The organism is Pseudoxanthomonas suwonensis J47, assembly GCF_000513955.1.
In the GTDB taxonomy this organism is placed as follows: Bacteria; Pseudomonadota; Gammaproteobacteria; order Xanthomonadales; family Xanthomonadaceae; genus Pseudoxanthomonas; species Pseudoxanthomonas suwonensis_C.
Genome location: NZ_KI911331.1, coordinates 204,907 through 217,511 on the forward strand (window position 1 = coordinate 204,907; position 12,605 = coordinate 217,511).

At 69.7% G+C, this 12,605-nt stretch carries 11 protein-coding genes; 3 read left to right on the forward strand and 8 right to left on the reverse strand.

Annotation, left to right across the window (positions count from 1 at the left end; all coding sequences use genetic code 11):
* Positions 1-127 precede the first annotated feature (127 nt).
* The gene (locus tag M503_RS0114320) at positions 128-2,155 is read right to left on the reverse strand and encodes a sodium-translocating pyrophosphatase (protein ID WP_028918689.1); all 2,028 of its coding nucleotides are present in this window, start codon (positions 2,153-2,155) and stop codon (positions 128-130) included.
* A 222-nt stretch (positions 2,156-2,377) separates the two neighbouring features.
* Between M503_RS0114320 and M503_RS0114325 the strand changes: the two genes are divergently transcribed.
* Positions 2,378-2,980 (forward strand): hypothetical protein, encoded by a 603-nt coding sequence (locus M503_RS0114325; RefSeq protein WP_231472382.1) that lies wholly within the window; start codon positions 2,378-2,380, stop codon positions 2,978-2,980.
* Between the two features lie 67 nt (positions 2,981-3,047).
* Here M503_RS0114325 and M503_RS0114330 read toward each other — a convergent pair whose 3' ends face one another.
* Positions 3,048-4,316 (reverse strand): 6-phosphofructokinase, encoded by a 1,269-nt coding sequence (locus M503_RS0114330; RefSeq protein WP_028918687.1) that lies wholly within the window; start codon positions 4,314-4,316, stop codon positions 3,048-3,050.
* Between the two features lie 151 nt (positions 4,317-4,467).
* Here M503_RS0114330 and M503_RS0114335 point away from each other — a divergent pair, with 151 nt between their 5' ends.
* Positions 4,468-5,034, forward strand: coding sequence for an adenylate kinase (locus tag M503_RS0114335; protein ID WP_028918686.1), 567 nt, complete (start codon positions 4,468-4,470; stop codon positions 5,032-5,034).
* 1,749 nt (positions 5,035-6,783) lie between these two features.
* Here the strand turns inward: M503_RS0114335 and sugE are convergent.
* Together sugE and speD are read right to left on the reverse strand one after the other, a co-directional pair.
* Positions 6,784-7,101 (reverse strand): quaternary ammonium compound efflux SMR transporter SugE, encoded by a 318-nt coding sequence (gene sugE / locus M503_RS0114345; protein WP_028920722.1) that lies wholly within the window; start codon positions 7,099-7,101, stop codon positions 6,784-6,786.
* Positions 7,102-7,269: 168 nt separating this feature from the next.
* The gene (speD, locus tag M503_RS0114350; RefSeq protein WP_024870477.1) at positions 7,270-8,064 is read right to left on the reverse strand and encodes an adenosylmethionine decarboxylase; all 795 of its coding nucleotides are present in this window, start codon (positions 8,062-8,064) and stop codon (positions 7,270-7,272) included.
* A gap of 162 nt (positions 8,065-8,226) precedes the next feature.
* On the opposite strand from speD, the gene crp reads away from it, so the two are divergent.
* A complete protein-coding gene (crp, locus tag M503_RS0114355) occupies positions 8,227-8,895 on the forward strand; it encodes a cAMP-activated global transcriptional regulator CRP (RefSeq protein WP_024870476.1) in 669 nt (222 codons plus the stop codon).
* 178 nt (positions 8,896-9,073) lie between these two features.
* Here the strand turns inward: crp and M503_RS0114360 are convergent, their stop codons facing one another.
* The 4 genes from M503_RS0114360 to trpD all read right to left on the reverse strand — a co-directional run bounded on the left by M503_RS0114360 (position 9,074) and on the right by trpD (position 12,104).
* Positions 9,074-9,802: a haloacid dehalogenase-like hydrolase gene (locus M503_RS0114360; RefSeq protein WP_028920723.1), complete on the reverse strand. Its 729-nt coding sequence runs from the start codon at positions 9,800-9,802 to the stop codon at positions 9,074-9,076.
* Positions 9,799-10,593, reverse strand: a complete 795-nt coding sequence (trpC, locus tag M503_RS0114365; RefSeq protein WP_028920724.1) for an indole-3-glycerol phosphate synthase TrpC — start codon at positions 10,591-10,593, stop codon at positions 9,799-9,801. The genes M503_RS0114360 and trpC overlap by 4 nt, the downstream gene beginning before the upstream one ends.
* A gap of 105 nt (positions 10,594-10,698) precedes the next feature.
* Positions 10,699-11,061, reverse strand: coding sequence for an antibiotic biosynthesis monooxygenase family protein (locus tag M503_RS0114370; protein ID WP_028920725.1), 363 nt, complete (start codon positions 11,059-11,061; stop codon positions 10,699-10,701).
* Positions 11,058-12,104 carry an anthranilate phosphoribosyltransferase gene (gene trpD / locus M503_RS0114375; RefSeq protein ID WP_028920726.1) on the reverse strand — a complete coding sequence of 349 codons (1,047 nt, stop codon included), beginning with the start codon at positions 12,102-12,104 and terminating at the stop codon, positions 11,058-11,060. Before trpD ends, M503_RS0114370 begins: the two co-directional genes overlap by 4 nt.
* Positions 12,105-12,605 lie beyond the last annotated feature (501 nt).

Genomic DNA, 12,605 nt, shown 5'->3' on the forward strand with positions numbered 1-12,605 from the left:
CACAAACCCCCTGGCGGGTGCCCCCGGAAGCGCGAAGCCCCGGCCAGGCCGGGGCTTCGTTTCCAGCAGTATCAATGACTTGGGCCATGCTGGCGGCGGGCGCCCGGCGCCGGCATGGCGGCCAGGCCTACAGCAGTGGCACCAGCAGCAGGGCCACGATGTTGATGATCTTGATCAACGGGTTGATCGCCGGGCCGGCGGTGTCCTTGTAGGGATCGCCGACGGTGTCGCCGGTGACCGCGGCCTTGTGCGCCTCCGAGCCCTTGCCGCCGAAGTTGCCGTCCTCGATGTACTTCTTGGCGTTGTCCCAGGCGCCGCCGCCGGTGGTCATCGAGATCGCCACGAACAGGCCAGTAACAATAGTGCCGATCAGCAGCCCGCCCAGCGCCTTCGGTCCCAGCAGCAGGCCGACCACCACCGGCACCACCACCGGCAGCAGCGAGGGCAGGATCATTTCCTTGATCGCCGACTTCGTCAGCATGTCGACCGCGCGGTCGTACTGCGGCTTGCCGGTGCCCTGCATGATCCCGGCGATCTCGCGGAACTGGCGGCGCACTTCCTCCACCACCGAGCCGGCGGCGCGGCCCACCGCCTCCATCGCCATCGCGCCGAACAGGTACGGGATCAGGCCGCCGATCAGCAGGCCGATGATCACGTAGTGGTCGGACAGGTCGAAGGCGAAGGTCTGGCCCGGATTGCTGGCCTGCAGGTTGTGGGTGTAGTCGGCGAACAGGACCAGCGCGGCCAGCGCGGCCGAACCGATCGCGTAGCCCTTGGTCACCGCCTTGGTGGTGTTGCCGACCGCGTCGAGCGGGTCGGTGACGTTGCGTACGTCCGGCGGCAGTTCCGACATCTCGGCGATGCCGCCGGCGTTGTCGGTGATCGGGCCGTAGGCGTCCAGCGCCACGATCATGCCGGCCATCGACAGCATCGCGGTGGCGGCGATGGCGATGCCGTACAGCCCCGCCAGCGCGTGGGCGCCCCAGATCGCCGCGCACACCGCGACCACCGGCAGCGCGGTCGATTTCATCGAGACGCCGAGGCCGGCGATGATGTTGGTGCCGTGGCCGGTGGTGGAGGCCTGCGCGACGTGGCGCACCGGAGCATAGTCGGTGCCGGTGTAGTACTCGGTGATCCACACGATCAGGCCGGTGAGCACCAGGCCGATCAGGGCGCAGCCGTACAGCGCCGAGGCGCCCACCGGCGAGTTGCCCATCAGCGCGGTGGTGACCGGCCAGAACGCGATCGCCGCCAGCACGCCGGACACGATCACGCCCTTGTACAGGGCGCCCATGATCGAACCGCCTTCCTTGGTGCGCACGAAGAACGCGCCGATGATCGAGGCGACGATCGACACGCCGCCCAGCACCAGCGGGTAGAGCACCGCGTTGGCGCCCACCTGCTCGAGCATCAGCCCGCCCAGCAGCATGGTCGCGATCACCGTGACCGCGTAGGTTTCGAACAGGTCGGCGGCCATGCCGGCGCAGTCGCCGACGTTGTCGCCGACGTTGTCGGCGATCACCGCCGGGTTGCGCGGATCGTCCTCGGGGATGCCGGCCTCGACCTTGCCGACCAGGTCGGCGCCGACGTCGGCGCCCTTGGTGAAGATGCCGCCGCCCAGGCGCGCGAAGATCGAGATCAGCGAGGAGCCGAAGGCCAGGCCGACCAGCGCGTGCAGGTTGTCGGCCTGGCTCAGCCCGAGCTTCTGCAGCAGCCAGTAGTAGCCGGCCACGCCCAGCAGGCCCAGGCCGACCACCAGCATGCCGGTGATCGCGCCGCCGCGGAACGCCACGTCCATCGCCGGGCGCAGGCCGCGGCGCGCGGCCTCGGCGGTGCGGACGTTGGCGCGCACCGACACGTTCATGCCGATGTAGCCGGCGGCGCCGGACAGGATCGCGCCGATGGCGAAGCCGATCGCCGTGTACCAGTTGAGGAACACGCCGACCAGCACGAACAGCACCACGCCGGCGATGGCGATGGTCAGGTACTGGCGGTTGAGGTAGGCGCGCGCGCCTTCCTGGATGGCGGCGGCGATCTGCTGCATGCGTTCGTTGCCCGCGGGCTGCGCGAGGATCCAGCGTGCGGACACGATGCCGTAGAGGATGGCGAGAACAGCGCAGAGCAGAGCCAGCGCCAGGCCGTATTGTTCCAGCATGAACCCCTCCCAAGGTTGGTGGATGCCGTCCAGCGAGGACGAACATGGGGCAACGCCGGACGAGTCGTGAAGCACTGGAACGGACTCGAAACCGAGGCGCGTTACACCGTGTTCAACATCCCTGGAGTGGGGTCGAGTATGACCACGGCAGGGCGCCAAGGCCACATGCCGTTCATGCGGGGGGTGACAGGCTTTGCATTCCACCGGCAATCCACCGACCCGATGACCCCCGATCGGACCCTGACCCGCCGCACTCCACGCGCCACCGTCCGCCACGCCGCCCCGCGCCCGGGCAACCGTGAACTGTTCCGCCAGGCCCTGCTGCTGGTCGTGTTCGCCACCGTCGCCGCGATCGCCTTCCCGCTGCGCGCGGCCGAGCCGCAGCCCCGCCGCGGCGAGCGTCCGCCGGGCACGCCGCAGGCGGTGGGCGCCCTGCATACCGTGCGCACCATCCCCGAGGCCTGCATCCGCCTGGAAGGCATGTTCACCGGCGACGCATCCGCGCCGTACCGGCTGCAGCCGGTGCCGGTGGGCGGCACCTGCCAGGCGCGCGCGCGCTGGATCGAGCCGGCGCAGGCGCGGCCGGCCGGGGCGGAGGGCTGGGTGTTCGAGGACCGGATCCGGATCCCGGCCGCCGGCTGTCCTTCGCAGGAGGCCGTGGTCGAGGTCTGGCACAAGCCGGTCGAACAGCCGCTGGCTCGTGATGGCCAGGGCCAGGTGCGGATCTACCTGCAGGATGCGCAGAAGCAGGCGGCCGCGGGGAAGATGGCGCCGCTGCCGGAGTTCACCGCGCGGATGAAGTTCGCCGGCAAGCCCTGCGGCTGAGGCAGGCCGCCCGTAAACGGAAGGGCCGCCGCCGGTTCCGGCGACGGCCCTTGCCGTGTCCGTCTGCTCAGCCTTCCCAGGCCGGCAGCTTCTTCTTCACCGCGACGTTCTCGAGGGTGACGTACTTCGGCAGGCCGTCGCGGCCCCAGGCCAGAGGCGCCTCGCCGCGGACCAGCGGCTCCAGGTACTCGCGCGCCTTGGCGGTGATGCCGAAGCCGTCCTTGCGGATGAAGCCGGCCGGCATGGTCTTCTCGTGGTTGGCGACCTTGTGCAGCGGCGCCGCCTCGATCTTCCAGCGGTACGGCGCGGACGAGGTGCGCACGATCACCGGCATCACCGCGTTCTGGCCCTTCAGCGCGTACTGCACCGCGGCCTTGCCCACCGCCTGCGCCTGTTCCCAGTCGGTCTTGCTGGCGACGTGGCGGGCCGAGCGCTGCAGGTAGTCGGGCAGGGTCCAGTGGACCTTGTAGCCCAGCGCGTCCTTGACCTTGCCGGCCAGGTACGAGGAAACGCCGCCGAGCTGGGTGTGGCCGAACGCGTCCTTGCCGCCGCCGGCGTCGGCGACGAACCTGCCGTCCTTGTCGCGGATGCCTTCGCTGGCCACGACCACGCACCAGCCGACCTTCTTCACGACCTTGTCGACCTGGGCCAGGAACGCGGCCTCGTCATAGGCGCGCTCGGGGAACAGGATGACCTGCGGGGCGTCGTCCGGGGTCTGCCCGGCCAGGCCGGCGGCCGCGGCCAGCCAGCCGGCGTGGCGGCCCATCGCCTCGTAGACGAACACCTTGGTCGAGGTCTCGGCCATCGCGGCCACGTCCAGCGCGGCCTCGCGCACGGACACGGCGGTGTACTTGGCGGCCGAGCCGAAGCCCGGGCAGGTGTCGGTCACGGCCAGGTCGTTGTCGATGGTCTTCGGCACGCCGATGCAGGTCAGCGGGTAGCCGAACTCCTTCGCCAGCTGCGAGACCTTCCAGGCTGTGTCGGCCGAATCGTTGCCGCCGTTGTAGAGGAACCAGCGCACGTCGTGGGCCTGCAGGACCTGCAGCAGGCGCTCGTACTTGGCGCGGTCGGCTTCCAGCGACTTGAGCTTGTAGCGGCACGAGCCGAAGGCGCCGCCCGGGGTCTGCGCCAGGCCGGCGATGGCCGCGGCGGATTCCTTCGAGGTGTCGACCAGCTCCTCGCGCAGGGCGCCCAGGATGCCGTTGCGGGCGGCCAGCACCTTCACGCCGCGGGCGCGGGCCTCGGCGATGACACCGCTGGCGGTGGCGTTGATGACAGCGGTGACGCCGCCGGACTGGGCATACAGGAGGGTGCCTTGCTGCTTGGCTCGAGCCATGGTTGGGAATCCTCGGGATGGGGCGGTTTCTTGGGACTGCGGTGCCGGATGCGGTAAGCTGCGCCGCGATGGTGCGGTGCAATGCGGAGCGCGCGGGCTGCAAAGTCTAGCGCCCCGGGCCGCGTGGGAACATTTCTCCAGGGAGCAATCGATGCGACTGGTACTACTCGGCCCGCCCGGTTCGGGCAAGGGAACGCAGGCGGCGCGCCTCAAGGAAACCCTTGGCGTCCCCCATATTTCGACCGGCGACCTGCTGCGCGCCGAAGTGGCGGCGGGCACTCCGCTGGGCCTGCAGGCCAAGGAAGTCATGGCGCGGGGCGACCTGGTGTCCGACGAGATCCTGCTGGGCATGCTGGAATCGCGGCTGGGCCGCGAGGACGTGACCGGCGGTTTCATCCTCGACGGCTATCCGCGCAACCTGGCCCAGGCCGATGCGCTGGACGGGCTGCTGGCCAAGATCGGCCAGCCGCTGGACGCGGTGGTGCAGCTGGACGTGGCCACCGACCTGCTGGTCGAGCGCATCGCCGGCCGCGCCCAGGCCGAAGGCCGCGCCGACGACAACCCGGAATCGGTGCGCAAGCGCCTGCAGGTCTACAACGATTCGACCGCGCCGGTGATCGGCTTCTACGAGAACCGCGGCACGCTGACCCGCATCGACGGCGTCGGCACCATGGACGAGATCACCGCCCGGATCCTGGCCGCCCTCAAGAAGGCCTGATCCACCGTCCAGCGCAAACGAAGCGCGCGTCGCCGCAAGGTGGCGCGCGCTTTTTCGTGGGCGCGGTGGAAGCGGTTGCAGGAGGGCTGACAACGGAAACGGCAACGGTAACGGTAATAGCCACAGCCACAGGCACAGGCACAGCAAAGGCAACGGCATCGGGGGGGCGAGCTCCGGATGGGGCCGCCGCCCCAAGGGGGTATGGCGCATCGCGCGGTTCCGCGTCCTGCTCCAACGCGCGAACGCGGCACATCCATGTGCCGCTTGCGCCATACCCCCTTGGGACGACGTCCTCGGGTGCGTTGGGGCCATGGCTTCTATCGGCGTCGCGGAAAGCCCGTCATCCCGCAAGTCGCGCCGCCCGTAGAGTCGGGCTTGCCCGACTCCCCCGCCCTGATGTCCCAGCACACGCGAAAGGCAGCGGGGCAAGCCCCGCTCTACAGGGGCGTCCCCTTCCGGGACGGGAAGGAAACAGCGAACGAAGCCACGACCCGAACGCACCGAAAGACGCGGTAGCGCGGGGGTATGGCGCAAGCAGGCCATGGATGGCCTGCGTTCGCGCGTTGGAGCCATGGACGGCGGAACCGCGCGATGCGCCATACCCCCGCGCTGCCGCGGCTCCGTCCGAAGCTCGCACACGCCGCTGCCGTTGCCGTTGCTCCTTCCGCCCCACCGCCCGCTGGCCCGCAATCCGGTGCATGAGCGGCCCAAATCCCCGCGCCCTTGGGCGACAATCGGCGCATGAGCACCATCCATATCCTCGGCATCGCCGGCACCTTCATGGGGGGCGTGGCCGCGCTGGCACGCGAACTGGGCTATAGCNGCGAGCAGGACCGCAATGAGGACGGGGATACCGGGAAGGGAACGGATCGGAAGCTCTTTCATGGCGTGTCTCCTGGGTGCAAGACGAAGATATCAATTTGATATCAGTCGTCAAGTCCCCGGCTCCCCAGGCCTCTCTCCCGCCGGGAGAGGGGTTGCCGCGCCATCCCAAGGCACCTTGCTCCCATGCTCTGGCTGCGCCCTTCGCGGTGTATCCCCGAGGAGCAGAGCCGCCAGCTCCGGACGGGGCCGCCGCCCCAAGGGGGTATGGCGCATCGCGCGGTTCCGCGTCCTGCTCCAACGCGCGAGCGCAGCACATCCATGTGCTGCTTGCGCCGCGCCGGGAATGAACAAGGGCGCTGGCGACGTCTGGCGCGTCGCCACGCGCCAGCCTCCTTACCGCCTCAGCCGGCGCCTGATGACACCCCTTGGGACGGCGTCCTCAGGATGCGTTGAGGCGATGGCTTCTATTGGCGGCGCGAGAAGCCCCTCTCCCACCGGGAGAGGGGTTGGGGAGAGGGTCGGTGTGCTGGCGTGGCGAGAGATCCCTACCCTCACCCCTGCCCCTCTCCCGGAGGGAGAGGGGAGGTAGAAGCCACAACCCCAAAGCACCGAAAGACGCGGTAGCGCGGGGGTATGGCGCAAGCGGCACATGGATGTGCCGCGGTCGCGCGTTGGAGCAGGACGCGGAACCGCGCGATGCGCCATACCCCCGCGCTGCCGCGGCTCCGCCCGAAGCCCGCGCCCCCAACGCTGTTGCTGTTGCTGTTGCTGTTGGCGTTGCCGTTGCTTTGGCCAGGCCGTCCGGCGAGGGCCGGAAGATGGGAAGGTCAGCCGCTTCGCACCTTCGCGACCTGGGACCCGTGAGTTGGCAGGGCACCGACCCTCACCCCCTGCCCCTCTCCCGGGGGGAGAGGGGAGGAACGCCTACCGCGTCGTCAGCTTGAGGCCGACGATGCCGGCGACGATCAGGCCGATGCACAGCAGGCGGGCGACCGTGGCCGGTTCGCGGAACACGATCATGCCCAGCAGCGCGGTGCCGACCGCGCCGATGCCGACCCACACCGCGTAGCCGGTGCCCAGCGGGAGGGTCTTCAGCGCCGTCGCCAGCAACCAGAAGCTGCCGAGCATCGCCACGCCGGTGACCACGCTGGGCACCAGGCGGGTGAAGCCTTCGGAATATTTCAGGCCGACCGCCCAGACCACTTCCAGCAGGCCGGCCAGCACCAGGTAGATCCAGGCCATCGCGTTCCTCCTTCTGTGCGCCAGGCCACAAAACGCGAAAGCGGCCCGGAACGTGGTTCCGGACCGCCGTCGGTCCTGCGTTCGCGGCGGTGCCGCGGGCGGGTCGTCCCGCCTGGTTTTCTCAGCAGGCGCCAGTATGCCCGGCGCCGCCGCAACCGCGCGTAACCGTCACTCCACCAGGTTGCGGCCGTGGAACAGCTCCTCGATCTCGCGCTTGAGCAGCGCCTCGATGCGCATGCGCTCCTTGAACGAGAGGTTGCGGGCCTTCTCCTCGAACAGGTACGTGTCGAGGTCGAACTCCTTCAGGTGCATCTTCGTGTGGAAGATGTTCTCCTGGTAGACGTTCACGTCGATCATCTCGTAGCGCGAACGGATGTTCTTCGCCAGGAAGTCCTGGATAGAGTTGATCTTGTGGTCGATGTAGTGCTTCTTGCCCTTGATGTCGCGGGTGAAGCCGCGCACGCGGTAGTCCATCACCACGATGTCGGACTCGAAGCTCTCGATCAGGTAGTTCAGCGCCTTCAGCGGGGAAATCACCCCGCAGGTGGCCACGTCGATGTCCGCGCGGAACGTCGCGATGCCGTTCTGCGGATGCGTCTCCGGGTACGTATGGACGGTGATGTGGCTCTTGTCCATGTGCGCGACGACGGCGTCGGAGATGACCTCCTTGCCCGCCTGCTTCTTGTCGATCACCGGCTCCTCGGAGATGAGGATGGTCACCGACGCACCCTGCGGGTCGTAGTCCTGGCGGGCCACGTTCAGGATGTTGGCGCCGATGATCCGGGCCACGTCGGTCAGGATCTGGGTCAGGCGGTCGGCGTTGTAGGCCTCATCGATGTACTCGATGTAGCGCTGGCGCTCGTCCTCGGAGACCGCGTAGCAGACGTCGTAGATGTTGAAGCTGAGCGCCTTGGTGAGGTTGTTGAAGCCTTGCAGCCTCAGGCGCGGCAGGGGTTTGACCACGGCGGTCATGCCTCTGGGGGGTGGAAAACGCGCCATTATGGGCCAAACCGGCCCGGGGTGATATGCAGGGCGTGAAGATGTACGTGAAGGATTTGCCCACGGGGTCCGAGCGGGCTATCTTCGGCGGTCATTTTCCCCCGTCACCCCTAGGAAAATCCTGCCGTGAGCCCCGTCCTGCGCTTCACCAGCAGCCCCCTGTCGCTGGACCAGGCCGCCGTCGAGCGCTTCCTGGCCCATTGCCAGCGTCGCCGTTACCCGAACCGGACCGACGTGTTCCGTCCCGGCGACCCGGCTGGCACGCTTTATTACGTCGTCAACGGTTCGGTCAGCATCATCGCCGAGGAAGAAGACGGGCGTGAACTGGTCCTCGGCTACTACGGACAGGGCGAGTTCGTCGGTGAAATGGGCCTGTTCATCGAATCCGACAGCCGCGAGGTGATCCTGCGCACGCGCAGCGCCTGCGAGCTGGCCGAGATCAGCTACGACCGCCTGCAGCAGCTGATGCTTGGCCCGCTGGCCGGCGACGCCCCGCGCCTGCTGTACTCGATCGGCGTCCAGCTTTCCCGCCGCCTGCTGACCACCAGCCGCAAGGCCAGCCGCCTGGCCTTCCTCGACGTCACCGACCGCATCGTGCGCACCCTGCACGACCTGGCCAAGGAACCGGAGGCGATGAGCCACCCGCAGGGCACGCAGATGCGCGTCTCGCGCCAGGAACTGGCCCGCCTGGTCGGCTGCTCGCGCGAGATGGCCGGCCGCGTGCTGAAGAAGCTGCAGGCCGACGGCCAGCTGCACGCCCGCGGCAAGACCATCGTCCTCTACGGGACCCGCTGAGGGTCGCCGGAGCACGCCGGCCCCTACTACACAGGGGGACGGGCCGGCGACGCTCCGTGGTTCCGCGAAGACCCGGCGCCCTGGCGGCGCCGCAGGCCATGGCGCGCCGGCCCGACCGGGTCGGTGGCGCTGCACACATGCTCCACGCAGGCCCGGCAGCCGGCCACGGATACGCCGGTCAGGCGGCCGCCACCGGATCGCCGCCGCGGTCGCGGCAGCCCCAGTTGAGGATCGGCGTGCCGGCCGGCAGCACGCGGCGGAAGAATTCCACCCGGTTGCGCTTGGGATTGACCACCACCGGGCGCCGTGCCGCCTTCAGCAGCGGCAGGTCGGCGCTGGAGTCCGAGTAGGCCACCTCGATGTCGCCGTAGCCGCGCTCGCGCAGCATGCGCATCTTTTCCTCGTTGTGGCAGTGGCGGGTGGCCACCACCGCACCCAGCCGCGGGCCGACCGCGGTACCCACCACCGGCACGTCCTCGTGGGCGACGAAGCCCAGGATCGCCCGCGCCAGCTCCGGCGGCGCGCCGGTGGCCACGACCACCCGGTCGCCACGCGCGCGGTGCGCCGCGAACACCTCCAGCGCCACCGGCAGCAGCCGCGACGCGATCTCCTCGCGGTGCGTGGCCACGTAGCGGTCGATCACCCGGTCGAACTCGCGCACCCGGTGCACGCCGAAGCTGCCGATCCACACGTAGCCGGAAATGCCCCAGCGCCGCGTCGGCAGGAACGCCACCATCGGCCCCAGCACCGGCGTAGCCAGCAGCGCCGCCAGCACCCGCAGCGGATTGCGGCGGATCATCCAGGCGAACAGGTGGCTGCCGGAATCGCCATCGTAGAGGGTGTGGTCGAAGTCGAAGACCACCAGGGGCGCGTCGTCGCGCGGTCTCGGGTACGGTCCGCTCGTCATGCGTCGAAGAACAGCTGGCGCAGCGCCTCGCCCGGTTCCTCGGCGCGCATGAAGGTTTCGCCCACCAGGAAGGCGTTGACGCCGGCGGCGCGCAACCGCGCCACGTCGGCGTGCTCCAGGATCCCGCTCTCGGTGACCAGCAGGCGGTCGCGTGGCACCGCGTCCTTCATGTCCAGGGTCACGTCGAGCGAGACCTCGAAGGTACGCAGGTTGCGGTTGTTGATGCCGACCAGCGGTACCGGCACCTGGATCGCCCGTTCCAGCTCGTCGATGTCATGGACCTCGACCAGCACGTCCATGCCGAGCTCCAGGGCCAGGCCGGACAGGTCGGCCAGCTGCTCGTCGCCCAGCGCCGAGACGATCAGCAGGATGCAGTCGGCGCCGAGCATGCGCGCCTCGTGCACCTGGTAGGGGTCGATGGTGAAATCCTTGCGCAGCACCGGCAGGGTGCAGGCGCCGCGCGCCTCCTGCAGGTACGCATCCGACCCCTGGAAGAAGTCCACGTCGGTGAGCACCGACAGGCAGGACGCGCCACCGAACTCGTAGCTCACCGCGATGTCGGCCGGGCGGAAGTCCGGGCGGATCAGGCCCTTGGACGGGCTGGCGCGCTTCACCTCGGCGATCACCGCCGGGTCGCCGTGGTCGATCGCCGCCTGCAGCGCGGCGGCGAAGCCGCGCACCGGGCCGGCGTCGCGCGCGCGCGCGACCACTTCGGCCAGCGGCAGGCGCGTGCGGCGTTCGGCGATCTCTTCACCCTTGCGGGCGAGGATGGTCTGGAGGATGTCGCTCATCGGTGGGGCGCGGGTCCAGGAAACACGGCGGACCGGCATTCTCGCACGAGCCGGCGACGGGCCGGGTGGCCCTGCGGCGTACGCCGCGCGCGCCGGCGCGCCGCCTCAGTCGGGCGAACCGGGGTCGTCGCGCCCGGCCTCGTAAGCCGAGGCGCGCTCGATCCGGCCGACCCGCAGCTCGTAGTGCGTGTACCAGTGGCGGCGGCCGTGCCGGCGGATCTCGGCATGCTCGGCCTGCGCGCGCCAGGCGGCGATCGCCGCCTCGCTCTCCCAGTACGACACGGTGATGCCGAAACCGTCGGCACCACGCACCGATTCCACGCCCAGGTAGCCCGGCTGCCGCCGGGCCAGCGCGAGCATGCGCTCGGCCGCCGCCGCGTATTCCTCCGCATCCGCCGCGTTGCACTGCGAACTGAACACCACCGCGTAGTACGGCGGCGCCGGAAGCCGGGCGAAGCCGCCGCTCACGAAGCCGGCACCGCCGCGGCCAGTTCGCGGGTGGCCGCCACGTAGCGGTCCAGCGCCTGCCGCGCCGCGCCGCTGTCGAGCGCTTCGCGGGCCAGGCCGATGCCGTCGGCGATGCTGTCCGCCACCCCGGCCACGTACAGCGCCGCGGCGGCGTTGAGCACCACGATCTCGCGCGCCGGGCCGGGCGCGCCATCCAGCACGCCCAGCAGCATGCCGCGCGACTGCGCCGCGTCGGCAACCTTGAGGTTGCGGCTGGCGGACATGGCGATGCCGAAGTCCTCCGGATGGATCTCGTATTCGCGCACCTGGCCGTCGCGCAGCTCGCCGACCATCGTCGCCGCGCCGAGCGATATCTCGTCCATGCCGTCGCGGCCCCAGACAACCAGCGCACGCTCGGCACCCAGCTCCTGCAGCACGCGCGCCTGGATGCCGACCAGGTCGGGGTGGAACACGCCCATCAGGATGTTCGGCGCGCCCGCGGGGTTGGTCAGCGGGCCAAGGATGTTGAAGATCGTGCGCACGCCCATCTCGCGGCGTACCGGCGCCACGACCTTCATCGCCGGATGGTGGATCGGCGCGAACATGAAGCCGATGCCGGTGCGTTCGATCGACTCGGCCACCTGCTCCGGCTGCAGCTCGATGGCCGCGCCCAGCGCCTCCAGCACGTCGGCGCTGCCGGACTTCGACGACACGCTGCGGTTGCCATGCTTGGCCACCCGCGCACCGGCCGCGGCGACCACGAACATCGAGCAGGTGGAGATATTGAAAGTATGTGAACCGTCCCCGCCGGTACCGACGATGTCGACCAGGTGGCTGCGATCGGCCACCTCGACCGTGCGCGAGAACTCGCGCATCACCTGCGCCGCGCCGGCGATCTCGCCCACCGTTTCCTTCTTCACCCGCAGGCCGGTCAGGATCGCCGCCGACATCACCGGCGAGACGTCGCCACGCATGATCTGGCGCATCAGCGCGACCATCTCGTCGTGGAAGATCTCGCGGTGCTCGATGGTGCGCTGCAGGGCTTCCTGCGGGGTGATGGTCATGGTCGTGGGGCTGTGCGGGGTACCCGACGAGTTTATCGCGGTGGGGACCGCGTAGCCCCTCTCCCCCCGGGAGAGGGGTTGGGGAGAGGGTCGGTATACCCGCGTGGCGAGAGGTCCCGACCCTCACCCCCTGCCCCTCTCCCGGTGGAAGAGGGGAGAAAACGAAGCCACGACCCGAAAGCGCCCGAAGACGCGGTAGCGCGGGGGGGTGTCACCAGCAGGCCGCTGGCTGATGCGGTAAGGAGGCTGGCGCGTGGCGACGCGCCAGACGTCGCCAGCGCCCGGGTTCATTCCCGGCGTGGCGCAAGCGGCACATGGATGTGCCGCGCTCGCGCGTTGGAGCAGGACGCGGAACCGCGCGATGCGCCATACGCCCGCGCTGCCGCGGCTCCGTCCGAAGCCCACACACCCCATGCATTCAACAGCAAGCACTGACAATGCGGCGAGGCAGCTGGCGCGTGGCGACGCGCCGCACGTCGCCAGCGCCCTCGTTCATTCCCG

Coding starts and splice junctions, on each gene's coding strand:
- M503_RS0114320 (WP_028918689.1), bottom strand. CDS start 2,155: ATGCTGGAACAATACGGCCTGGCGCTGGCTCTGCTCTGCGCTGTTCTC.
- M503_RS0114325 (WP_231472382.1), top strand. CDS start 2,378: ATGACCCCCGATCGGACCCTGACCCGCCGCACTCCACGCGCCACCGTC.
- M503_RS0114330 (WP_028918687.1), bottom strand. CDS start 4,316: ATGGCTCGAGCCAAGCAGCAAGGCACCCTCCTGTATGCCCAGTCCGGC.
- M503_RS0114335 (WP_028918686.1), top strand. CDS start 4,468: ATGCGACTGGTACTACTCGGCCCGCCCGGTTCGGGCAAGGGAACGCAG.
- sugE (WP_028920722.1), bottom strand. CDS start 7,101: ATGGCCTGGATCTACCTGGTGCTGGCCGGCCTGCTGGAAGTGGTCTGG.
- M503_RS0114360 (WP_028920723.1), bottom strand. CDS start 9,802: ATGACGAGCGGACCGTACCCGAGACCGCGCGACGACGCGCCCCTGGTG.
- trpC (WP_028920724.1), bottom strand. CDS start 10,593: ATGAGCGACATCCTCCAGACCATCCTCGCCCGCAAGGGTGAAGAGATC.
- trpD (WP_028920726.1), bottom strand. CDS start 12,104: ATGACCATCACCCCGCAGGAAGCCCTGCAGCGCACCATCGAGCACCGC.